Annotated in this window: 19 protein-coding genes; 6 read left to right on the top strand and 13 right to left on the bottom strand. The window is 57.1% G+C overall.

The genetic code is table 11. The features are described from left to right. The first annotated feature begins 502 nt into the window (after positions 1–502). Together malP and malQ are read left to right on the top strand one after the other, a co-directional pair. Positions 503–2,896, top strand: coding sequence for a maltodextrin phosphorylase (gene malP, locus LBF07_RS09910; RefSeq protein ID WP_033146829.1), 2,394 nt, complete (start codon positions 503–505; stop codon positions 2,894–2,896). 9 nt (positions 2,897–2,905) lie between these two features. Further along, positions 2,906–4,987, top strand: a complete 2,082-nt coding sequence (gene malQ, locus LBF07_RS09905) for a 4-alpha-glucanotransferase (protein ID WP_094934885.1) — start codon at positions 2,906–2,908, stop codon at positions 4,985–4,987. 80 nt (positions 4,988–5,067) lie between these two features. Here malQ and gntT read toward each other — a convergent pair whose 3' ends face one another. The 3 genes from gntT to gntX form a co-directional block, all read right to left on the bottom strand. Further along, positions 5,068–6,384, bottom strand: a complete 1,317-nt coding sequence (gene gntT, locus LBF07_RS09900) for a gluconate transporter (protein ID WP_039263070.1) — start codon at positions 6,382–6,384, stop codon at positions 5,068–5,070. Positions 6,385–6,774: 390 nt separating this feature from the next. After that, positions 6,775–7,350, bottom strand: coding sequence for a Fe-S biogenesis protein NfuA (gene nfuA / locus LBF07_RS09895; protein WP_008503055.1), 576 nt, complete (start codon positions 7,348–7,350; stop codon positions 6,775–6,777). A 61-nt stretch (positions 7,351–7,411) separates the two neighbouring features. Continuing rightward, positions 7,412–8,095, bottom strand: coding sequence for a DNA utilization protein GntX (gntX, locus tag LBF07_RS09890; protein ID WP_094934886.1), 684 nt, complete (start codon positions 8,093–8,095; stop codon positions 7,412–7,414). A gap of 36 nt (positions 8,096–8,131) precedes the next feature. Between gntX and bioH the strand changes: the two genes are divergently transcribed. Beyond that, the gene (bioH, locus tag LBF07_RS09885) at positions 8,132–8,905 is read left to right on the top strand and encodes a pimeloyl-ACP methyl ester esterase BioH (protein WP_045888430.1); all 774 of its coding nucleotides are present in this window, start codon (positions 8,132–8,134) and stop codon (positions 8,903–8,905) included. 111 nt (positions 8,906–9,016) lie between these two features. Continuing rightward, positions 9,017–9,286, top strand: a complete 270-nt coding sequence (locus LBF07_RS09880) for a YdgH/BhsA/McbA-like domain containing protein (RefSeq protein WP_033146824.1) — start codon at positions 9,017–9,019, stop codon at positions 9,284–9,286. A gap of 33 nt (positions 9,287–9,319) precedes the next feature. On the opposite strand, the gene feoC is transcribed toward LBF07_RS09880, so the two are convergent. The 5 genes from feoC to greB form a co-directional block, all read right to left on the bottom strand. Then, complete coding sequence (gene feoC, locus LBF07_RS09875; RefSeq protein WP_048976275.1) at positions 9,320–9,556, bottom strand: [Fe-S]-dependent transcriptional repressor FeoC; 237 nt, start codon at positions 9,554–9,556, stop codon at positions 9,320–9,322. A gap of 10 nt (positions 9,557–9,566) precedes the next feature. After that, positions 9,567–11,885, bottom strand: a complete 2,319-nt coding sequence (gene feoB, locus LBF07_RS09870) for a Fe(2+) transporter permease subunit FeoB (RefSeq protein WP_033146822.1) — start codon at positions 11,883–11,885, stop codon at positions 9,567–9,569. A 30-nt stretch (positions 11,886–11,915) separates the two neighbouring features. Next, positions 11,916–12,143 (bottom strand): ferrous iron transporter A, encoded by a 228-nt coding sequence (gene feoA, locus LBF07_RS09865; RefSeq protein ID WP_008503050.1) that lies wholly within the window; start codon positions 12,141–12,143, stop codon positions 11,916–11,918. 335 nt (positions 12,144–12,478) lie between these two features. Next, on the bottom strand, positions 12,479–14,809 hold the full coding sequence (locus tag LBF07_RS09860) for a Tex family protein (RefSeq protein WP_094934887.1): 2,331 nt from the start codon (positions 14,807–14,809) through the stop codon (positions 12,479–12,481). Between the two features lie 87 nt (positions 14,810–14,896). Then, positions 14,897–15,370, bottom strand: coding sequence for a transcription elongation factor GreB (greB, locus tag LBF07_RS09855; RefSeq protein ID WP_014885539.1), 474 nt, complete (start codon positions 15,368–15,370; stop codon positions 14,897–14,899). A gap of 232 nt (positions 15,371–15,602) precedes the next feature. On the opposite strand from greB, the gene ompR reads away from it, so the two are divergent. After that, positions 15,603–16,322: a two-component system response regulator OmpR gene (ompR, locus tag LBF07_RS09850; RefSeq protein ID WP_001157751.1), complete on the top strand. Its 720-nt coding sequence runs from the start codon at positions 15,603–15,605 to the stop codon at positions 16,320–16,322. Next, positions 16,319–17,665, top strand: coding sequence for a two-component system sensor histidine kinase EnvZ (gene envZ, locus LBF07_RS09845; RefSeq protein ID WP_010436407.1), 1,347 nt, complete (start codon positions 16,319–16,321; stop codon positions 17,663–17,665). Before ompR ends, envZ begins: the two co-directional genes overlap by 4 nt. Before the next feature lie 97 nt (positions 17,666–17,762). Here envZ and pckA read toward each other — a convergent pair whose 3' ends face one another. The 5 genes from pckA to LBF07_RS09820 all read right to left on the bottom strand — a co-directional run bounded on the left by pckA (position 17,763) and on the right by LBF07_RS09820 (position 23,927). Beyond that, positions 17,763–19,382, bottom strand: a complete 1,620-nt coding sequence (gene pckA, locus LBF07_RS09840; protein ID WP_094934888.1) for a phosphoenolpyruvate carboxykinase (ATP) — start codon at positions 19,380–19,382, stop codon at positions 17,763–17,765. Positions 19,383–19,739: 357 nt separating this feature from the next. Next, the gene (hslO, locus tag LBF07_RS09835; protein WP_165356710.1) at positions 19,740–20,624 is read right to left on the bottom strand and encodes an Hsp33 family molecular chaperone HslO; all 885 of its coding nucleotides are present in this window, start codon (positions 20,622–20,624) and stop codon (positions 19,740–19,742) included. 17 nt (positions 20,625–20,641) lie between these two features. Further along, complete coding sequence (gene hslR / locus LBF07_RS09830) at positions 20,642–21,043, bottom strand: ribosome-associated heat shock protein Hsp15 (RefSeq protein WP_029740483.1); 402 nt, start codon at positions 21,041–21,043, stop codon at positions 20,642–20,644. Then, positions 21,040–21,723 carry a GMP/IMP nucleotidase gene (yrfG, locus tag LBF07_RS09825; RefSeq protein ID WP_048976270.1) on the bottom strand — a complete coding sequence of 228 codons (684 nt, stop codon included), beginning with the start codon at positions 21,721–21,723 and terminating at the stop codon, positions 21,040–21,042. The genes hslR and yrfG overlap by 4 nt, the downstream gene beginning before the upstream one ends. 68 nt (positions 21,724–21,791) lie before the next feature. After that, a complete protein-coding gene (locus tag LBF07_RS09820; protein ID WP_033146817.1) occupies positions 21,792–23,927 on the bottom strand; it encodes an intracellular growth attenuator family protein in 2,136 nt (711 codons plus the stop codon). Positions 23,928–24,009 lie beyond the last annotated feature (82 nt).

Genomic DNA, 24,009 nt, shown 5'->3' with positions numbered 1-24,009 from the left:
AACTATTGCAAGCTATGTCTGGGTTTTGTGGTTCTGAATTTGCACTCTGTCACAAAACATTCAGGCAAATGTTGGAACTTTCTCGAAAGGGCCGTAACGCCGCGTCACTGCTGGTTTGTCTGTATACATTGCCGCTGCGCTGAAACTGGTTTCAGAAAGGTATAATGACGTCAAATTTAATAAAGTGCGGGTAAAGTTGAGTGAGAGTAATAGTCTTTTGAGATCTGTCCCGATGGCTAAATTATTATTCTACGTAAGTAATCATTTCAGAACGGATTAATTTCACCCGAAACTGCATTTCATTTCTTTGACATTCTCCCCGGTTACTTTTTTATCTTCCGGGCACACTCGAACTATGCTCTGAGAGTGGCCTCGATCACACTTTTATGCTCATCCCCGCTACTCCTCCCTGTCTAATCCCCCACAGGAGGAGGAAGAGGGGAAATGAGCCAGGCACACTAGCGCCAACTTGTGTTTTCTTTCTAAAGGATGCCGATCCCCTATGTCACAGCCTACCTTCAACAAAGCTCAATTCCAGGCTGCCCTGACGCGTCAGTGGCAGCGTTTTGGCCTTCATGCTGCAAACGAGATGACGCCTCACCAGTGGTGGCAGGCCGTGAGCGGTGCGCTCGCAGAACAGCTGGATGCTCAACCTTTGGCAAAGCCGGTGAAGAACCAGCGCCATGTAAACTACATTTCAATGGAATTCCTGATTGGCCGCCTGACGGGCAACAACCTGTTGAACCTCGGCTGGTATCAGGACGTTGGTGACGTCCTTAAAGAACACGACATTAACCTGACCGACCTGCTGGAAGAAGAGATTGACCCGGCGCTGGGCAACGGCGGTCTGGGACGTCTGGCGGCCTGTTTCCTCGACTCCATGGCGACCGTCGGCCAGTCGGCGATTGGCTATGGCCTGAACTATCAGTATGGCTTGTTCCGTCAGTCGTTTGCCGATGGCCATCAGATGGAAGCGCCGGACGACTGGCATCGCAATACCTATCCGTGGTTCCGCCACAACGCGCAGCTGGATGTGCAGGTCGGCATTGGCGGGAAAGTGACAAAGCAGGGGCTCTGGGAACCGGCGTTCACCATTACCGGTGAAGCCTGGGATCTGCCGGTGCTCGGCTACCGTAACGGCGTGGCGCAGCCGCTGCGTCTGTGGCAGGCGAAGCACGCGCATCCGTTTAACCTGACCAAATTCAACGACGGCGATTTCCTGCGCGCCGAGCAGCAGGGCATCGACGCCGAGAAGCTGACCAAAGTCCTCTACCCGAACGACAACCACCTGGCCGGTAAAAAGCTGCGCCTGATGCAGCAGTACTTCCAGTGCGCCTGCTCCGTGGCGGACATTCTGCGTCGCCATCATCTGGCGGGCCGCAAGCTGGCGCAGCTGCCGGACTTCGAAGTGATTCAGCTCAACGACACGCACCCGACGATTGCGATCCCGGAACTGCTGCGCGTGCTGATCGACGAGCACCAGCTGAGCTGGGATGACGCCTGGGCCATCACCAGCCGTACCTTTGCCTACACCAACCACACCCTGATGCCAGAAGCGCTCGAGTGCTGGGATGAGAAGCTGGTGAAAACGCTGCTGCCGCGCCACATGCAGATCATCAACAAGATTAACGACCAGTTTAAAACCCTGGTGGATAAAACCTGGCCAGGCAACAAAGCGGTCTGGGCGAAGCTGGCGGTTGTGCATGACAAGCAGGTGCGCATGGCGAACATGTGCGTGGTCAGCGGCTTTGCGGTGAACGGCGTGGCGGCGCTGCACTCGGATCTGGTGGTCAAAGATCTCTTCCCGGAATACCACCAGCTTTGGCCGACCAAATTCCACAACGTGACCAACGGCATCACGCCGCGTCGCTGGATCAAGCAGTGCAACCCGCTGCTGGCCGGTCTGCTGGACAAGACCCTGAAGAAAGAGTGGGCCAACGATCTGGACCAGCTCATCAACCTGGAAAAACAGGCTGACGACGCGAAGTTCCGCGAGCAGTACCGCGCGATCAAGCTGGAGAACAAGGTTCGCCTGGCGGAGTTTGTGAAAGTGCGTACCGGGATTGAGATCAACCCGAATGCCATTTTCGATATCCAGATCAAACGCCTGCACGAGTACAAACGCCAGCACCTGAACCTGCTGCACATTCTGGCGCTGTACAAAGAGATCCGCGAGAACCCGCAGGCCGACCGCGTGCCGCGCGTGTTCCTGTTCGGTGCGAAAGCGGCGCCGGGCTACTACCTGGCGAAAAACATTATCCTCGCCATCAATAAAGTGGCGGCGGCGATCAACAGCGATCCGAAAGTGGGCGACAAGCTGAAGGTGGTGTTCCTGCCGGACTACTGCGTCTCGGCGGCTGAAATGCTGATCCCGGCGGCGGATATTTCCGAGCAGATCTCGACGGCAGGTAAAGAAGCGTCCGGTACCGGCAACATGAAGCTGGCGCTGAACGGCGCGCTGACCGTCGGTACGCTCGACGGGGCAAACGTCGAAATCGCCGAGAAGGTCGGTGAAGAGAATATCTTTATCTTCGGCCATACCGTGGAAGAGGTGAAGGCCATCAAGGCCAAAGGCTATGACCCGGTGAAATGGCGTAAGAAAGACAAAGTGCTTGATGCGGTGCTGAAGGAGCTGGAAAGCGGTAAATACAGCGACGGCGACAAGCACGCGTTTGACCAGATGCTGCACAGCATGGACAAACACGGCGGTGACCCGTATCTGGTGATGGCGGACTTCACGGCCTACGTTGAAGCGCAAAAGCAGGTCGACGTGCTGTATCGCGACCAGGAAGCATGGACCCGCGCGTGCATTCTGAACACCGCCCGCTGCGGTATGTTCAGCTCTGACCGTTCAATCCGTGATTATCAGGCCCGTATCTGGCAGGCAAAACGCTAAGGAAGCGCGATGGAGAGTAAACGTCTGGACAGCGCCGCGCAGGCGGCGGGGATCAGCCTCAGTTACATTAATGCGCACGGCAAACCGCAGTCTATTGGCGCCGACACCAAAAGACGTTTGCTGGATGCCATGCACAAAGCCGACGCGAAAGCGTCGGTTGCGCCGGTGCCGAACGTGAAGGTGTTCACCGCAGGCAAAAAGATGCCGCTGGCGGTGGAGGGGCGCGGCGAGTTTAGCTGGCTGCTTACCACCGAAGAGGGGCATCAGCACAAAGGCCACGCCACCGGCGGCAAAACGTTAAACCTTCCGGCGAAGCTGCCGGAGGGGTATCACACCTTAACGCTCACCCAGGACGATCGTCGTTTCCACTGCCGGGTGATCGTCGCGCCAAAACGCTGCTACGAGCCGCAGGCGTTGCTCGAGGGTAAAAAGCTGTGGGGCGCCTGCGTGCAGCTCTATACGCTGCGCTCCGACAGCAACTGGGGCATCGGTGATTTTGGCGATCTGAAAAAGATGCTGGTGGATGTGGGCGAGCGCGGCGGCGCGTTTATCGGGCTCAACCCGATCCACGCGCTCTATCCGGCCAACCCGGAGAGCGCCAGCCCGTACAGCCCGTCGTCCCGTCGCTGGCTGAACGTGATTTATATCGACGTTAACGCGTTAGATGATTTCAAAAACAGCAAAGAGGCGCAGGCGTGGTGGAAACTCAGCACCACGCAGCAGGCCCTGAAGCAGGCGCGCGACGCGGACTGGGTGGACTATTCCACCGTCACGGCGCTGAAAATGGCCGCGCTGCGTCTGGCGTGGAAAGGCTTTTCGCAGCGCGATGACGAGCAGATGGCCGCGTTCCGCCAGTTTGTAACGCAGGAGGGCGAGAGCCTGTACTGGCAGGCGGCGTTTGATGCGCTGCACGCGTATCAGGTGAAGGAGGACGAAATGCGCTGGGGCTGGCCGGTCTGGCCGGAAGCGTATCAGTCCGTCGACACGCCTGAAGTAAAAGCGTTCTGTAAAAAATATGCCGATGAAGTGGACTTCTACCTGTGGCTGCAGTGGCTGGCGTACAGCCAGTTTGCCGCCTGCTGGCAGGTGAGCCAGGGCTATAAGATGCCGATCGGCCTGTATCGCGATCTGGCCGTCGGCGTGGCAGAGGGCGGCGCGGAAACCTGGTGCGACCGTGAGCTTTACTGTCTGAAAGCTTCCGTCGGCGCGCCGCCGGATATTCTTGGGCCGCTCGGTCAGAACTGGGGGTTGCCGCCGATGGATCCGCACGTCATGGCGTCGCGCGCCTACGAGCCGTTCATCGACCTGCTGCGCGCGAACATGCAGAACTGCGGCGCGCTGCGTATCGACCACGTGATGTCCGTGCTGCGTCTGTGGTGGATCCCGTACGGTGAAACGGCCGATCACGGGGCGTACGTGCAGTATCCGGTTGACGATCTGCTGTCGATCCTGGCCCTGGAAAGTAAACGTCACCAGTGCATGGTGATCGGTGAAGATCTCGGTACCGTGCCGGTGGAAATTGTCAGCAAGCTCCGCGACAGCGGCGTCTACTCCTATAAAGTGCTCTATTTTGAAAACGACCATGAGAAAACCTTCCGCGCGCCGAAAGCGTACCCTGAACAGTCAATGGCAGTCGCGACGACGCATGACCTTCCTACGCTTCGTGGCTATTGGGAAAGCGGCGATCTGACGCTCGGCAAAACGCTGGGACTGTATCCAGATGAAGAGGTTTTGCGCGGCCTGTATCAGGATCGCGAGCTCTCCAAACAGGGGCTGCTGGATGCGCTGCACAAGCAGGGCTGTCTGCCGAAACGTGCCGGACATAAGGCGTCATTGATGTCGATGACCGCTACCCTCAATCGCGGCTTGCAGCGCTATATTGCCGACAGCAACAGCGCCCTGCTGGGCCTGCAGCCGGAAGACTGGATTGATATGGCGGAGCCGGTGAACATTCCGGGCACCAGCTATCAGTACAAGAACTGGCGTCGCAAGCTGTCCACAACGCTTGAGAAGATGTTTGCTGATGACGGGGTGAACAAGCTGATTAAGGATTTAGACAAGCGCAGAAGAGCGGTGGGCAAGAAGCGGTAGTTTCACCCTAACCCTCTCCCTCTGGGAGAGGGAATAGAATGTAGGCCGGGTAAGCGTCAGCGCCACCCGGCTTTTTTACATCAAACCACCATATTCAACAGCAGTACCCCGACCAGACCGCACACCGAAATAATGGTTTCCAGCGCGGACCAGGACTTGATGGTTTCACCGATCGTCAGGTTGAAGTACTCCTTGAACAGCCAGAAGCCAGGGTCGTTAACGTGAGAGAAAATCACGCTACCGGAACCGACGGCGATAACCATCAGCTCAGGGCTAACACCCGTGGTCGCAATCAGCGGGGCAACGATACCGCCCGCGGTGATCGCTGCAACGGTCGCAGAACCCAGCGCAATACGCAGAACCGCGGCAATAGACCAGGCCATCAGGAGCGGCGATACGTTGGTTTCATGCATCATGGCAGCGATGTATTTATCCACGCCGCTGTCGACCAGAACCTGCTTGAATGCACCGCCACCGCCGATGATCAGAAGCATCATGGCAATGATTTTGATGGAAGAGGTCAGCGTGTCGTTGATCTGATCCATAGAACGGCCGCGGTTCAGGCCGAAGGTGAACATCGCGATCAGCACCGCAATCAGCGTTGCCATGACCGGGTCACCGAGGAATTCTGCAACGGACAGGAACGGATGACCTTTCGGCAGAATCATCTCCGCCACGGCACGCATCGCCATCAGGATCACCGGTACCAGAGAGGTCCAGACGCTGACGCCAAAGCCCGGCATCTCTTCTTCGGTGAAGGTTTTGGCGCTGTACAGACCTTCCGGAATCGGCTTATCAATGCCTTTCAGGAAGCGGGCATAAACCGGGCCCGCCAGAATCACGGTTGGGATCGCCAGAATCGTACCGAACAGCAGGGTTTTACCCATATCCGCGTGGAAGATGGTTGCGATAGCGGTTGGACCCGGGTGCGGCGGCAGGAAGCCGTGAGTCACGGACAGCGCCGCAGCCATTGGCACACCGACATACAGCAGCGGGATGTTTGCCGCAGCCGCGATGGTGAACACCAGCGGCAGCATCAGCACGAAGCCCACTTCATAGAACAGCGCGAAGCCGACGGTAAAACCGGTTAATACCACCGCCCACTGGATGTTCTTCTTGCCAAATTTGGCAATCAGCGTGGTGGCGATACGCTGCGCGCCCCCGCAGTCTGCCAGCATTTTGCCGAGCATGGCGCCGAAGCCCATGATCAGCGCCAGGCTGCCGAGCGTGCCGCCGACGCCGGCTTTGATGGAACTGATAACTTTAACCAGCGGCATACCCTGCATCAGACCGACTGCAAGTGCCACCAGAACCAGAGCGATAAATCCGTTCATTTTGAAACGGATCATCAAGAGCAGTAATAACACAACACCGATAGCAACGATGACTAATGGCATGATTTACCTGGCCTTTGAATTGTTATGGGTAACGTCATTGTTTCAACGACAAATTCCGATTGTCCCAACTGGGAACAGAGTGTTAACGGCACTCATACTGATGCCTTCGAAACCATTAAGTTTAGTCGGCTGTTATAAGGATGCTGAGTGCCCACGAGAATGATACGGGTAACATGGCTCGATTGAGAATCACCCTGGGAGGCTAAATTTGAATTATGAGACGCAGGTCAACATATGGGAGGTAAACGCAAAACGGTAACCATGAGGTTACCGTTTTTAATGTTTTCACCCTCTCCCGTGGGAGAGGGCCGGGGGTGAGGGCATCAGACCTCACTATTTCTGTAGGCCCGGTAAGCGCAGCGCCACCGGGCGATACAGACGGATACTGAATTAGTAGTAAGAGTGCTCGCCGCGCTGGTGCTCGGTCAGGTCACGCACGCCTTTCAGTTCCGGGAACTCGTTCAGCAGCTGCTTCTCGATCCCTTCTTTCAGCGTTACATCGACCATTGAGCAGCCGTTACAGCCGCCGCCAAACTGCAGAATGGCAAAACCTTCGTCGGTGATTTCCATCAGGGAAACACGACCGCCGTGGCCCGCCAGCTGTGGGTTGATCTGGGATTGCAGCAGATACTCAACGCGCTCCATCAACGGGGCATCGTCAGACACTTTACGCATTTTCGCGTTCGGCGCTTTCAGGGTCAGCTGAGAACCCAGCTGATCGGTGACGAAGTCGATCTCCGCATCTTCAAGATACGGTGCGCTCAGCTCATCAACGTAGGCGGTGAGCTGTTCAAATTTAAGGGCAGTGTCAGTCGCTTCCACAGCATCCGGAGGACAATAAGAAACACCACATTCTGCATTCGGAGTGCCTGGATTAATCACAAACACGCGGATCTGCGTCCCTTCTTCCTGATTTGCCAGCAGTTTGGCAAAGTGCGCTTGTGCAGAATCGGAAATACGGATCATAGCTTTGGCCTAATAGTTGACTAAATTACCTGGGTATAATCATACGCCCATTGAAGAAGGGCTACAAGGTACGGCACAGACACCATACCTGAACCGACGCGGCGCCGCTTCGCAAAAGCAGTCGGGAAAGTTCAGCAACGGTACTGCCCGTGGTGACGACATCATCCACAATCGCGATATGGAGACCGTCAACCGGCAATTCAAGGCGAAAGGCATTTTTGAGGTTTCTTTTGCGAAGCCGTGCGCTGAGCTGATGCTGGATGGCGGTGGCATGAACGCGTGTCAGCGCGCGGGCCTCATACCGGCAGCCGAGCCACCGTGCGAGGGGACGGCAGAGCAGATCACTCTGGTTATAGCCGCGCCGCCAGTGCCGATGTCGGTATAAAGGGACATTCACCACCATGTCAATTTTCGGCAGTGCCCGGTGACGTCTCGCCTGCAAAACCGCCAGCAACAGCAGGCGGGCAAGGGGCTGTGCCAGCGAGCTCTGCCCGGAAAACTTCAGCGCGTGGATCAGCCTGTTCAGCGGCGGAACATAATCATCCACTGCCACCAGCGCGCTCCACGGCGGGGATTTTTTCAGGCAGCGGCCACAGGGCAACGAGGGGTTCGTGGCCGGTAAACCACATTGTGGACAGATCCCGATACGCCATTGCAGCGATCGCGTGCAGACGGAGCAGACGCCCCACCCGCTGAGCGACAGCGGCATTTGGCATAGCCAGCACAAGCCGGGTACTGTTAGCATGTGCAACCTCCATGTGAAAAAAGAGAACAGTAACTGATGAAGACGCTGTGGTGGCAGACCGTAGGGACAGGAAATTGCCATCTTGTGCTGCTGCACGGATGGGGCCTGAATGCGGAGATATGGCATTGCATACGTGAGGAACTTGCCTCGCATTTCACGCTGCATCTGGTGGATTTACCCGGCTTTGGCCGCAGCCGCGGGTATGGCGCGTTGTCGCTTGATGAAATGGCGCAGCAGGTTCTGGACGCTGCGCCGCAAAACGCGGTCTGGCTGGGCTGGAGCCTGGGCGGGCTGGTGGCGAGCCAGATTGCGCTGTCGCGGCCTGAACGCGTAAAAGCGCTGGTGACGGTGGCGTCATCGCCCTGTTTTAGCGCGCAGGAAGAGTGGCCGGGGATCAAGCCTGACGTGCTGGCGGGCTTCCAGCAGCAGCTGAGCGAAGATTTCCAGCGGACCGTAGAGCGGTTCCTGGCATTGCAGACAATGGGCACTGACACCGCGCGTAAGGATGCCCGAACGCTGAAGCAGACCGTGCTTTCGCTGCCGATGCCGGAGGTTGAGGTGCTAAACGGCGGACTTGAGCTCCTGAAAACGGTTGACCTGCGCGAGCCGCTGGCCGCGCTGACGGTACCGCACCTGCGTATCTATGGTTACCTCGACGGGATTGTGCCGCGCAAAGTGGTTCCGCTGCTGGATTCACTCTGGCCGGAGAGTGAATCGCAGATTATTGCCAAAGCCGCACATGCCCCGTTTATCTCTCATCCGACGGAATTTTGTTCAGCGCTGATTGCGTTAAGTCAACGTTTCGACTGATTATTTTCTATCCTGCCTGGAAAAAGTAACACACCGCAACCATACTCCAGATGTCGTTGCGGTTGTTCTGCCTACGATAATCAAAACAACAATCCTATGGAGAGTCAGGCTATGAAACTTGTTACAGGTATTGTCACTTCTCTGGTTATTGGGTCACTGTCATTTGGCGTCTTTGCGGCAAAAGAGCTGGAAAAAGATAAAGTTGCCGGCATGAATCTGACGAAAATTGGTGAGATTTCTACGTCTGACACCACCGCGCCGATGGATGCTCGCAGAGAGCTGTCGAAGAAAGCGGATGAGCTGGGCGGAACGTACTACGTCGTCACCAGTGCAGAAAAACAGACCAAAAACGTACGCGCAACGGCGGACGTCTACAAGTAATACGATAAAGCCGGGCAGCGATGCCCGGCTTTGTTAACGCAGCGTCCACCACTCCCTGAGGCAGGCCTTTCCTTCCGGACAGCTTTTACAACTGCCGGAGAGACAACCGTCCGCTTCTTCCTGAATCCGCACGGCTTTCCCCATGGCTTCCAGTCTTTCCAGCATGGCATCGATCATCGGCTGCGGCGTATGCAGGCTGAGGCTCAGCTGTTTCGCCTCCATTCGCCCTTGCAGTGCCAGCAGGTCACGAACCTGAATCAACGATGCCATGGTTTACTCCTTAGTGACAGTCGCCCGCCGGGCTGCTGCAGCAGGTCGCGGCGGTTTTACGGTTTGCCAGCAGGTCGATGTCGACGCGGCTGCGCGCACGCCGCAGTAAACCGAGCACTATCACGTTAAACAGCACAACCGCGAGAATGCAGACCAGGCTGTAGCGCGGATGCTGGCTGAAATTAACGGTTTGATAAAAGAGCGTCGACAGCGAGTACGCAATGTTTAACCCCCACAGGATGGAGAAGCCCATCCAGCCGCGGCTGGACTCGCGGGCAATCGCCCCCATCACGGAGATGCACGGAATGTAGAGCAGAACAAAGATGAGGTAGCTGTAGGCCGCGGACGCGCTGCCAAATTTCTCGCCCATCACGCCCATGGCACCTGTTGCCATTTCGCCGTCGCCTTTGCTGGCCTCAATAGGGTTCGCCAGCACGCTCAGGCTGAAGGTGTCTTTCAGGCTCTGCCAGGTTTCCTCTACGGCACCCAGCAGTTCATGACCGAGATGAAACTCTGCCGGATTAAATTCCTGTTCCTGAATGTTCTCGGCGGTGTAAAGCGTGTTCAGGGTGCCGACAACCACCTCTTTCGCCATCGCGCCGGTGAATAGCCCGACGGTTGCCTGCCAGTTATCCTCATGCACGCCAATCGGTTTGAAGACCGGCGTGATGACGCGGCTGACGGAGGCGAGGGCAGAGTCGTTGATGTTATCTGCCGCCTGCCCGCTGAGGGTGAAGCTGTTCAGCGCGCTCAGGAAAATGCTGACGATGACAATCACCTTACCGGCGCGCAGCACAAAGCCCTTCAGGCGCTGCCAGGTCTGGATCGCCAGGCTTTTCAGATGCGGCACGTGATACACCGGCAGCTCCATCACAAACGGCGACGCTTCACCGCGCATGATGGTGTGCTTCAGCATTAAACCGGTAAGAATAGCCATCACGATGCCCAGCACATACAGCGAGAAGACCGCCAGCGCGCCCTGCTGACCAAAGAAGGCTGCGGCAAAGACCGCAAAGATGGCCAGACGGGCACCGCAGGACATAAACGGCGCCATCATGATGGTCATCAGACGTTCACGTGGCGCATCCAGGGTGCGTGCGCCCATCACCGACGGTACGTTACAGCCGAAGCCGACAATCAGCGGGACGAAGGATTTACCCGGCAGACCCAGCGCCTGCATCAGACGATCCATCACGAACGCGGCGCGCGCCATGTAGCCGGAATCTTCCAGGAACGAGAGGAACAGATACATCATGCCGATCTGCGGCACCAGAGGCAGAACGGTGTTGATACCGCCGCCGATCCCCTGTGCAAGGAAGATGGTTAACCATTCCGGGAAGTGCAGAGTGTAACCCACCCACTGAATTCCGTGGACGAAGACCGCGACGGAACCGGCGTCGAAAATAGGCTGGAGTGCGCCGCCGATGTTAATGGCGAGCAGGAACATCACGTACATCACCAGCAGGAAGATGGGCAAACCGAGGAAGCGGTTAAGCACGACCTTATCCACCGCTGCCGTAAAGCGGCTGGGCTCTGCCGTCAGCGCGTTACTGACAACGTCGCAAATCGAGGCGATGGCCTGGTAACGCGCATCGGCGATGTGCAGCGCCGGGTCGTCCAGCTCGTCGCTAAGACGGGCCACCGTCGCGTCCAGCTTATCAGCCGCATGCCCGGCGTAAGCGCGGCTGTAGATATCCCCTTCCAGCATCTGCAGGCCGAGCCACAGGCGCTGTTTCGCAGGCATGCTTTTGTCCATCTCCTGCGCCAGCACATTGGCTTCGCGCAGGAGAGGCTGCGCGTAATGCACCAGCTCAATGTCATGATTTCCCTGGTGACGGTCAATGGCCAGCTTCAGCGCATCAATACCGCGAGCGCGCGTCGAGACCAGCGGAACGACCGGGCAACCCAGGCGCGCGGAGAGGGCATCGACGTCGATACGAAGCTTTTGTTTCTCCGCAATGTCGAGCATGTTGAGCGCCACGATGCAGGGGATGCCCAGCTCCAGCAGCTGCAGCGTCAGATAAAGGTTACGTTCGAGATTGGAAGCGTCGACCACGTTGATCAGCAGGTCCGCGTCGCCGCCAAGAATATAGTGGCAGGCAATCTGCTCATCGAGCGAGGTTTGCGACGAAATGGTGGTTAAGGAGTAGGTGCCGGGAAGGTCAACCAGCGTCACCTGGTTGTCCGTTGTCGTGAACTGGCCCTCTTTACGCTCAACCGTCACGCCCGCCCAGTTGCCCACGCGCTGGCGGGCTCCGGTTAGCTGGTTAAAAAGCGTCGTCTTGCCGGAATTAGGATTGCCAATTAAGCCAATAGTTAACTTTTTCATTTTTTTAGACTCACTGAAACCGCTGGCTTGTTATCGGGATAAGGCTTCGACTTCTATTAACGCGAGGTCTTTCTTACGCAGCACCAGATTCACGCGGCGGGTTTCGATATGAACCGGATCGCCCAGCGGCGCCACGCGCACGACCTGGAATGACGAGCCGGGCAGCATGCCCAGCGACAGCAGCTTTTGCCGATAGGCCGGGCTAATTTCGCGGGTAAAACCGGTAATCTTCCATGCACTGTCTGGAGTGAATTGCATAACGCCTGATTCCACGAAAGGTTAAATTATCTACTATGGGATGATAATGAGAATAGTTTTTATCAGCAATATTAAAACTGTGACGGAATGTTGTTTACGGTATTAATTTACGGCCTGTTTGACCTGGCTCAATATTTGCTGAATTGCCAGGAAAACGAAAAGGGGAGTATTTGTTAACGGGGTGATAATTCGTGGTTTAAATATGGCTATGCAATCGGTTTCATATATTTCGATATGATTTTATTCCCCCACCCATGAGGACGAGGGGGAAAGACCGCACCGTGCGATCCCCTCTCCCCTTTGAGGAGAGGGTTAGGGTGAGGGGCATTGTAACCTTAGCGTTTCTTACCCATCGCTGCCGCCAGCGCATCCATCATCGCGCTGTTGCCTGCAGGCTGAGCATCACGTCCGCGCGGTTTTGCCGCTTTTGCGGCCGGGCGCTGCTGCTCGCGGCCACCGCCATTGCCGCCGCGGCGCGCGCTGGTGTCGCCCGGCTGCTCGTCCAGACGCATGGTCAGCGCGATACGCTTGCGCTGCAGATCGACTTCCAGCACTTTCACCTTCACGATGTCGCCCGCTTTGACCACGGTGTGCGGGTCTTCAACGAACTTGTCGGCAAGGGAAGAGATATGCACCAGACCGTCCTGATGCACGCCGATATCCACAAACGCGCCAAAGTTGGTGACGTTGGTCACCGCGCCTTCCAGCACCATGCCGGGCAGCAGGTCGTTCATGGTTTCCACGCCGTCAGCAAAGGTCGCCGTTTTGAACTCAGGGCGCGGATCGCGGCCCGGCTTTTCCAGCTCTTTGATGATGTCGGTAACGGTGGGAACACCAAATTTGTCGTCGGTGAAATCAACGGCTTTCAGGTTGCGCAGGGCGCTGCTGTCACCCATAAGATCTTTCAGCGCCTGCTGGGTGGCGGCCAGAATGCGCTCCACAACCGGGTACGCTTCCGGGTGAACGGTGGAGGCATCCAGCGGGTTATCGCCGTGGTTGATGCGCAGGAAGCCCGCACACTGCTCAAAAGCTTTTGGCCCCAGACGGCTCACCTTCAGCAGCTGCTGACGGTTCTGGAACTGGCCGTTCTCATCACGCCAGGCGACGATGTTCTGCGCCATCATGCGGGTTAAGCCCGCCACGCGGGTCAGCAGGGGAACGGAAGCGGTGTTCAGGTCAACGCCGACGGCGTTTACGCAGTCTTCCACCACCGCATCCAGCTTGCGCGCCAGCTGAGTCTGGCTCACGTCGTGCTGATACTGGCCCACGCCGATGGATTTCGGGTCGATCTTCACCAGCTCCGCCAGCGGATCCTGCAGGCGGCGTGCGATAGAGACCGCACCGCGCAGGGAAACGTCCAGGTCCGGGAACTCCTGGGCCGCCAGCTCGGACGCGGAATAGACGGATGCCCCCGCTTCGCTGACGATCACTTTCTGTGCCGTCACTTTCGGGAACTGCTTCTGCACGTCGAGGTAGAAACGCTCGGTTTCGCGTGAAGCCGTACCGTTGCCGATGGCAACCAGCTCCACATTGTATTTTTCGCACAGCGCCGCCACCACGACGGCCGCTTTCGCTGCCTGGCCGGTGTGCGGATAGATGGTATCGGTCGCCACCAGCTTGCCGGTGCCGTCAACCACAGCGACCTTCACGCCGGTACGCAGACCCGGATCGAGACCCATGGTCGCGCGCAGGCCGGCAGGGGCGGCCATCAGCAGGTCGTGCAGGTTACGGGCGAAGACGTTAATCGCTTCGTCTTCGGCGCGCTCGCGCACGGTGCTCATCAGCTCGGTTTCGAGGTGCATCAGCACCTTGATGCGCCAGGTCCAGCTCACCACGCCTTTGCGCCAGCTGTCCGCCGGGGCGTTGTTCAGGCGCAGGCCGAGATGGTCGATAATGATCTGCTCGCAGTGGCTCTCTTTCGGCGGCTCGTCGAACTGCGGGTCGGCGTTCAGGGAGAGCTGGAGCACGCCTTCGTTGCGGCCGCGGAACATCGCCAGCGCGCGGTGTGAAGGGGCGGTAGAGATCGGTTCGTGGTGATCGAAGTAGTCGCGGAATTTCGCGCCTTCTTCCTCTTTACCCGCGACGACGGTAGAGACGATGTGGGCATTCTTCCACAGGTAATCACGCACTTTAGCGAGCAGGGCGGCGTCTTCGGCGAAGCGCTCCATCAGAATGTAGCGCGCGCCGTCGAGGGCGGCCTTGGTGTCCGCTACGCCTTTGTCGGCGTCGATGAATTTGGCGGCTTCGGTTTCCGGATCGTGGGACGGCTCGTTCCACAGCAGGTCGGCAAGCGGCTCAAGACCCGCTTCAATCGCAATCTGCCCGCGCGTGCGGCGCTTCGGTTTATACGGCAGATAGAGATCTTCGAGTTCGGTTTTGCTCAGGGTGCCGTTGATGGCGCTTTCAAGCTCGCTGGTCAGCTTGCCCTGTTCGCCTATGGATTTGAGGATCGCCTGACGACGTTCTTCCAGCTCGCGCAGATAGCCCAGACGGGTCTCCAGGTTACGCAGCTGCGTGTCATCCAGACCGCCGGTGACTTCCTTACGATAGCGTGCAATAAACGGCACGGTGTTCCCTTCATCAAGCAGGCGAACGGCAGCTTCTACCTGTTCGGCTCTGGCCTGAATATCACCCGCAATAATGCGGCAGAGCGAATCTTTCATCATGGCTTTATCATCTGTTGAGTCGAAAAATCAGGGGATAGTTATACGGGCTGACACGGCAAAATGCCAGCCGGGGAGGGCGCTCTCGGACTATTTTACGTAGACGATCTCATTGACGTACCAGCTGGCTTCACCGGCTGGAGTCTGAACGACGGCCAGATCGCCCACTTCCTTTTTCAGCAGCGCGCGAGCCATCGGGGAGTCGATGGAGATGTAATCCTTACGACCAAAAATTTCATCGTAGCCGACAATGCGAAAACGCAGAGTGTCGCCATCGTCGTTTTCAATTTCCACCCACGCGCCGAAGAACACTTTGCCCTCCTGCTGCGGGGAGTAATCGACAATTTTGAGATTCTCGAGACACTTCGTCAGGTAGCGAACCCGGCGGTCAATTTCGCGCAGCCGCTTTTTGTTGTACTGGTAGTCAGCGTTTTCGCTGCGATCGCCCAGGCTTGCTGCCCAGGTCACCTTTTTGGTTACTTCAGGACGCTCTTCGCGCCAGAGGTAATCCATCTCTTTTTTGAGCTTTTCGTACCCTTCGCGGGTGATCAGGGGCGTTTTCATGGTAAAGCCTTTGCTGCCTGCCGGTTAACTGTCTTGCGCACAATACGTACCGCACAGTGTAACAGACAGGATTAATAATGATTTATGTGATGAAATGAGCAGATAAGCTGCTGTTAAATATGCTTTGTAACAATTTCGACTAGAATTTATACCAGAATTAACTGGTCGAATACGTGCACTTTTTTAGAATACGCTGTTACAAAGACTATCCGAACCTTTGGGAGTACACACAATGCAAGAGAACTACAAAATTCTGGTCGTGGATGACGACATGCGCCTGCGCGCGCTGCTGGAGCGTTATCTGACCGAGCAGGGCTTCCAGGTTCGTAGCGTCGCGAACGCTGAGCAGATGGACCGTCTGCTGACCCGTGAATCTTTCCACCTGATGGTTCTCGACCTGATGCTGCCTGGCGAAGACGGGCTTTCTATTTGCCGCCGTCTGCGCAGCCAGAGCAACCCGATGCCGATCATCATGGTGACGGCGAAGGGTGAGGAAGTTGACCGTATCGTCGGCCTCGAAATCGGCGCAGATGACTACATTCCAAAACCGTTTAACCCGCGTGAACTGCTGGCGCGTATTCGCGCTGTGCTGCGCCGTCAGGCGAACGAACTGCCTGGCGCACCGTCGCAGGAAGAAGCCGTCATCGCCTTCGGCAAGTTCAAGCTGAACCTCGGCACGCGCGAGATGTTCCGTGAAGACGAGCCAATGCCGCTCACCAGCGGCGAGTTTGCGGTTCTGAAAGCGCTGGTCAGCCACCCGCGTGAACCGCTTTCCCGTGACAAGCTGATGAACCTGGCGCGCGGTCGCGAATACTCCGCAATGGAACGCTCCATTGACGTGCAGATCTCCCGCCTGCGCCGCATGGTGGAAGAAGATCCTGCGCATCCTCGTTATATTCAGACCGTATGGGGTCTGGGCTACGTGTTCGTCCCGGACGGCTCTAAAGCATGAGGCGAATGCGCTTCTCGCCGCGTAGCTCGTTTGCCCGCACCCTGTTGCTGATCGTCACCCTGCTGTTCGTCAGCCTGGTGACGACCTATCTGGTGGTGCTGAACTTTGCGATCCTGCCGAGCCTCCAGCAGTTTAATAAGGTCCTGGCCTACGAAGTCCGTATGCTGATGACCGACAAACTGCAGCTGGAGGACGGCACGCAGCTCGTCGTTCCCCCGGCGTTTCGCCGTGAAATCTACCGTGAGCTGGGCATTTCGCTCTACTCCAACGAAGCGGCGGAAGACGCTGGCCTGCGCTGGGCGCAGCACTACGAATTCCTCAGCCAGCAGATGGCGCAGCAGCTGGGCGGCCCAACGGAAGTGCGCGTTGAGGTCAACAAAAGCTCGCCCGTCGTCTGGCTGAAAACGTGGCTGTCACCCAATATCTGGGTGCGCGTTCCGCTGACCGAAATCCATCAGGGCGACTTCTCGCCGCTGTTCCGCTACACCCTGGCGATTATGCTGCTGGCGATAGGCGGCGCGTGGCTATTTATCCGTATACAGAACCGACCGCTGGTCGACCTGGAGCACGCTGCGCTGCAGGTCGGTAAAGGAATTATTCCACCTCCGCTGCGCGAGTATGGTGCCTCGGAAGTCCGTTCGGTGACGCGCGCGTTTAACCATATGGCGGCAGGCGTGAAGCAGCTGGCGGATGACCGTACGCTGCTGATGGCGGGCGTAAGCCATGACCTGCGCACGCCGCTAACGCGTATTCGTCTGGCGACGGAGATGATGGGGGAAGAGGACGGTTATCTCGCCGAGTCCATTAACAAGGACATCGAAGAGTGTAATGCCATCATCGAGCAGTTCATCGACTACCTGCGCACCGGGCAAGAGATGCCAATGGAGATGGCGGATCTGAACGCGGTGCTGGGCGAGGTGGTGGCGGCGGAAAGCGGCTACGAGCGCGAGATTGATACCGACCTGCAGGCGGGTGAAATTCAGGTACGCATGCACCCGCTCTCCATCAAACGTGCAGTGGCGAATATGGTGGTCAACGCGGCGCGCTACGGCAATGGCTGGATTAAAGTCAGCAGCGGGTCTGAACTCAACCGCGCCTGGTTCCAGGTGGAAGACGACGGTCCGGGCATCAAGCCCGAGCAGCGTAAGCATCTGTTCCAGCCGTTTGTGCGCGGCGACAGCGCGCGCAGCACCAGCGGCACGGGCTTAGGCCTGGCGATTGTTCAGCGTATTATCGATAACCACAACGGACTGCTGGAGATTGGCACCAGCGAGCGGGGTGGGCTGAGCATTCGCGCCTGGCTGCCGGTACCGGTGACGCGGGGGCAGGTGAAAGAGGGTTAAAAAAAGGTGCGGCCTGATGCCCTCACCCCGGCCCTTTCCCACGGGGTGAGGGAGAAAACATTAAAAAAGGCAACTTTCGTTGCCTTTTTGTTTTTACCTACAGCTTCGGTCCTGCGCTCACCAGCGCAGCACCCGCCGGGGTATCGGTGTACTTCTCGAAGTTCTCGATAAACAGCTTCGCCAGCGATTTTGCTTTCTCGCGCCACTGCTCCGGAGAACCGTACGTGTTGCGCGGGTCGAGGATATGCGTATCCACACCCGGCAGAGACGTTGGGATCGCCAGGTCAAACATCGGCAGCGTAAAGGTTTCGGCGTCGTCCAGAGAACCATCCAGAATGGCGTCGATAATCGCGCGGGTATCTTTGATGGAGATACGTTTGCCGGTACCGTTCCAGCCGGTGTTCACCAGGTATGCCTGCGCGCCGGATGCCTGCATGCGTTTCACCAGCACTTCAGCGTACTGCGTCGGGTGCAGCGACAGGAAGGCCGCGCCGAAGCAGGCGGAGAAGGTTGGGGTTGGCTCCGTCACGCCACGCTCGGTACCCGCCAGCTTGGCGGTAAAACCGGAGAGGAAGTGATACTGCGTCTGGCTGGCCGTCAGGCGAGACACCGGAGGCAGCACGCCGAACGCATCCGCGGTCAGGAAAATGACCTTCGTGGCATGACCCGCTTTTGACACCGGCTTCACGATATTGTCGATGTGGTAGATCGGGTAAGAGACGCGGGTGTTTTCCGTTTTCGACGCATCGTCGAAGTCGATGGAGCCGTCGGCACGCACGGTGACGTTTTCCAGCAGCGCATCGCGACGGATCGCGTGGAAGATATCAGGCTCGGCCTCTTCAGACAGGCGAATGGTCTTCGCGTAGCAGCCGCCTTCAAAGTTGAATACGCCGTCGTCATCCCAGCCGTGTTCGTCATCGCCAATCAGGCGACGTTTTGGATCGGTGGACAGGGTGGTTTTCCCGGTGCCGGACAGGCCGAAGAATACCGCCACGTCGCCTTTTTCACCGACGTTAGCCGAGCAGTGCATGGAGGCGATGCCCCGCAGCGGCAGCAGGTAGTTCATGACCGAGAACATCCCTTTCTTCATTTCGCCGCCGTACCAGGTACCGCCTATCAGCTGGATACGCTCGGTCAGGTTGAAGGCCACAAAGTTTTCGGAGTTCAGACCCTGCTCTTTCCACTGTGGGTTAGTGCATTTCGCACCGTTCATCACGATGAAATCCGGGGTGAAATCCTGCAGCTCTTCGTCGGTTGGACGAATAAACATGTTTTTCACGAAATGTGCCTGCCAGGCCACTTCAGTGATAAAACGCACGGAGAGACGGGTATCGGCGTTAGCGCCGCAGAAAGCGTCGACAATGAACAGACGCTTGCCGGAAAGTTGATGGGTGACGAGCCCTTTCAGGTGCTGCCAGGTTTCCGGGGAGAGCGGTTTGTTGTCGTTCTTCCCTTTGCCCTTGTCAGCCCACCACAGCGTATCGCGGGTGGTTTCGTCTCGGACGATATACTTATCTTTCGGCGAACGACCGGTAAAAATACCGGTATCGACGGCGATAGCACCAAGATTCGTCAACACACCACGCTCGTATCCTTCCAGTGCTGGATTGAGCTCTTCCTGATACAGCGTATCGTAGTCGGGGTTGTAGACGATTTCCTGGACGTCGTGAATACCATAAGCCTTGAGATCTTGCGGGGTTAAACCAGTAACACGCATATCACTGCTCCTTAGCCAATATGTACTGCCTGAAATTGTAGGGTTTTTCTGAGGTTGTTAACCGCGACGGGGCTCATAGATTTACGCATCTGGACAAAACCCTTACTAACGGAAAACGCTGCGACTCCAGTCACAGCGCAGGCGGATTATCGCAGGAATCGCTTTTTGGTTGGGGAAAATGTTCCGAAAAGGTTAAAGAGTGGTGATTTTATCGGAAAGAATGTGAATGTAATCGCATACACGTAAGAAAATTACGTAAGAGTTACATAAGGAAAACGATTCAGCTTAAGCGGGGGTTTTTGCCCCTCACACCAGCCTCTCCCAAAGGGGAGAGGGTTAGGGAGAGGGGAAAGAGGTTTAGTGAACCTGCGGATCCGCCGGGGAGGCGTTATTGCGGATCTCAGCGATATCCATCGAATTGAACACGTAGTGCGTACCGCAGTAGTCACAGTGCATATCGATTTCGCCGTCTTCCGCCATGATGCTGTCGATCTCTTCATCCGGCAGGGTTTTCAGCGCGCCAGCACAGCGCTCGCGTGAGCAGGTGCACTTAAATTCCACGGACTGCGGATCGTAAACCGTCACTTCTTCTTCGTGGTACAGACGCCACAGTACGTCGGTCGCCGACAGGTTGAACAGCTCTTCCGCTTTGATGGTTTCGGTCAGCGTCGCCAGGTGCTCAAAGTCATTGGTCTGTGCGTCCTGCGCAGGCAGAACCTGCAGCAGCATACCGCCCGCAGCAGGCTGACCGTCCACTTGACCGGTGCGGATGAAGAGACGCGTCGGCAGCTGTTCAGAACGCATGAAGTAATCTTCCAGGCAGGCTGCCAGGGTATCGCCTTCCAGACCCACCACGCCCTGATAGCGCTCACCTTCCTCAGGGGAGATGGTGATCACCAGGTAGCCATTACCCACCAGCGTTTTGAGGTCTGCATTTTCAGGCACGTCGCCCTGAACGCGCGCCACGCCGCGCATCTGCTGCTGGTTATTGCCGTTGATCACCGCCAGCGTCATCGGGCCGTCGCCCTGCAGCTGCACGGTGATATCACCGGCAAACTTCAGCGTCGCCGTCAGCAGGCTGGTGGCAACCAGCAGTTCGCCCAACAGGGTCTTCACCGGCAGCGGGTAGTTGTGGTTTTCCAGAATCTGTTTCCAGGTTTCGGATACGGTGACCAGCTCGCCGCGCACGGCGAATTGTTCAAACAGATAGCGGTGTAATTGGTCGTGTTGGGCCATTTTCATCTCTCGTGCGGGTGAGGTTAATCAGTCTCACCGTGTTTAAATTTCATCAGATCGCGACGCTCTTTTTTATCCGGTCGCCGGTCCGGGTGGGGCATCGTCAGCGCGTTCATTTTGCGCGCCAGCGCGGTCTTCTCGCGCTTTTCAATGCTCTCCGCCGTCTCTTCATAAAGCAGTACGGCTTCCGCTGCAGGTCGACGCTGTTCGGTAATGGCTTTAATCACCACCGTACGTTCATCGTTGCCCTGCCGCAGCGTTAAGGTGGCATTCAGCTCAACCAGCTTGCTTGGTTTGCTGCGCTGGCCGTTGTAATGCACTTTTCCGCCGTCAACCATCTCGCGGGCGAGGGCGCGAGTTTTATAAAAACGCGCTGCCCACAGCCATTTATCCAGTCTTACCCCGTCAGAGGGTTTTTCTTTCATGGCGTCTCCTTCACGATCAGTGAGGGGATCATCTGGCGATAGTCGTTCAGTCCAGGGTGGCGCAGATAGCTTTTTTCAGCCAGGCCAGAGTCAGGATTGGTCACGCCCAGACAGTAGCGAATGCCAAACCTTGCCGCGGAATCCAGAATGGGCTCGCTGTCATCAATGAACAACGTACGTTCTGGCTGCAAACCCGTCTCTTCCCTTACCGCATGCCACAACCGCTGATCCTCTTTCGGATAACCAAATGTGTGGGTGGAAAGTAATAAATCAAGGTGCGACGCCAGACCTGTATGCTCCAGCTTCACCGCCAGATTATGTGGATGCGCGTTGGTCAACAAAATACGGCGCTTGCCGCTCGCTTTCAGCGCATCCAGAAAGGGCACGGTATCCTCGCGCAGAACGGCGCGCGGGCCCTGGGCGGTGGTCATGGCACAAATATCCAGACCGAGGCGCTCGCTCCAGTAGTCAAGACAGTACCAGTTTAGCGTATGTTGCACCGCACTATATTGCGAACGAATGAATGCCTGCGCTTCTGCCGGGGAGATCCCCTGCTGCTCGCCATAGGTTTCAGGAACCAGCGTTTGCCAGAAATAGTTATCAAAGGCGAGATCGAGCAGCGTGCCGTCCATATCCAGCAGAACGGTATCTACCTCCTGCCAGGCGATATCAAGATGCATTAGGGGGGAACTCCAGCCAGAAGAAACGTGCGCGACAGGGTAGCACAACTTGCCGCGCAACGACGTTATCAGATCAGGCTCTCAGACGAGGGGATCAGCTTTGGATTGAGGCAGTTTTCATAATACTGCTGAATGTCTGCAAGCCGGGTGCGCGAGCGCTGGTAGCGGCGCAGGGCCATAAAGCCGTTCCAGAAAATGGCGATCAGCATCGCGGTCATCAGCAAAGAGGTGCCGATGTAACGCCACAAGCCTGCGCTATCCGGCATCCGGTGCAGGCCGATATGGCGAGTGCCGTTGGCGTCGGTATAAATACTCGTGACAATCCCTTCGGCGCTGAACGGCGTTTGCATCAGCATCTGCGCCAGGCGCTGGAACTGGCTCCACTGCTCCTGTGCCGGGTAGTCATAAAGCGCAACCTGCGGGTAGGGCTGATCGACCAGATCGCTGCCTTCATCGCTTGCTATCACAAAGCCACCCGGCGCCGGGCTGTTCAGCGCCTGAGCCGCACGGGTGGTCTCGCGCATCATGAACGGCGACGTCGAGGTGGCGACCAGGTTATCCAGCGATTCCGCGCTCACCGGACGCAGCAGCACGTTAACGCCATCCAGTCGTCCCGCTTCGGCGCGTTTTACCAGCGAGTCCCAGTCTTTGCTGTTCCCCAGGTTTACCAGGGCGTTTTTAAGGCGTATGCACTCATCCTGAGAGGAGCATAAATCCTGCGTTTTCAGGACGATGTCACCAAAATCATCCAGCAGAACCATGCCTGATTTCTGAATGGCCGAGCGCAGCGCGGGGCTGACGCGCGAATCATCGTCCGGTTTCGGGTGCAGCTGGCGGTTAACCGTCTGGGTGAGAGCCGTGGCCTTATTCACCACTTCGGATTCCGGCAGCGGCAGCGGCGGCGCGTCGTTCCAGATAATTTGCGAACAGTCGAACGGCATGAACGGCGAGCTCTGACGCGTGTTCCACGCCCCCGGGGTGTGAATATTACACATCCCGGTCCCTTTCAGGCGCAGCGTGTCCCCCACGCGTACACCGGCTTCATCCAGTTTGTTGACGCTGGTCGCTTCAATGGTTTGCGCCCCTTTGATCCATGACAGGGTGAATTTAATGGGCATATCCAGCGGCACGAAAAGCAGCAGCATGGCTAAGACCAGCGCGGCGCCGCCGGCAATGACCGTACTGCGTAGCCAGTGCTGAAGCGGGAAATTTTTCACTTCATCATGCAGAGACAGGAAGCGCCCCTGACGCACAACGTGGCGGTCAAGGTAGATATCAATATCGGTTTTCTGCCCTAAATCCTGTGCGATCCACGGCTGCCAGTGACGCGGGTAGATCAGGTCGATAATACCGAGCGAGATATTGTTGAGATGCTCCTGATCGTTTTCACCGAACAGGCCCCAGCGCTTTGGCGTCCCGCGCAGGCAGTGGATCTCGCGCAACGAGGTTTTAGCCGGTGGAGCAAAGAGACCCCAAAGCCCGCCGGCCAGCAGCAGCACCGCGCCGCCAGCCAGCCAGGGGACAAACACATCCGGCGTCAGCAGGCAGATAAAAAAGAGCAGGAAAGCAGCAACGATCAGAATGGCTTCACGGATGCCGTCCGGGCGGCTCAGGGCGTACTCTTCATGCGTTTCCTGGCGAATGTTCAGCAGTTCGATCTGCTCTGTCTCTTCGCCACGAATGGACGCCTGCGTTGAACTCGCGCGCTCCAGCGCAAAACGCGGGGCTTCCTGAAGGTATTCATTCAGCGTATGGCCGTTAAGCGTGATTACCAGAGGCAACGAATCGGTGTGAATCAGCTCAACGCTGTTTTCGTCATTAATGTATTGCTCCCAGGACGGGGGCAGATGCACTTCGACGGAATCAAGGTAATAGCGCCATTTGTTGGGGTCATCAGTGGTGATGCCATAGCGCGTGATGGAGCGCGTCACGCACAGCACGGTATCACTTTGCGCATTCAGCTTTAGCGCGACGGGCGCAGCGGTGGCTCCCGTTGGCCCAGGCGTTAACTGAGTACGGTTCAGGATTTCGAGATAGTTTTCAACCGCATCGCGCTCGTCCTGCGTGAGTTTACGCGTGCTCGCACCCGCAAATGCGTTTAAAAAAGGCAGACGATAACGGCGCTGTACGCGGCGCCTGTACAACCACCCTGCAACCAACGCGCCGGCCAGCATAGCAGCGAGAACAATCAAAATGGTGCTCATGCTTTCCCCATCTTACTTATCTTCTTACAGGTGTAGTCAGTAGCACCTTTACATTGAATGAGAGTCTGTGGCTGGCTATCGG

The sequence above is a fragment of the Enterobacter cloacae complex sp. ECL352 genome (genome assembly GCF_020149545.1).
In the GTDB taxonomy this organism is placed as follows: Bacteria; Pseudomonadota; Gammaproteobacteria; order Enterobacterales; family Enterobacteriaceae; genus Enterobacter; species Enterobacter asburiae_B.
The sequence above is the reverse complement of the archived record's forward strand: the minus strand, read 5'-3'. Positions and strand labels throughout refer to the sequence as shown.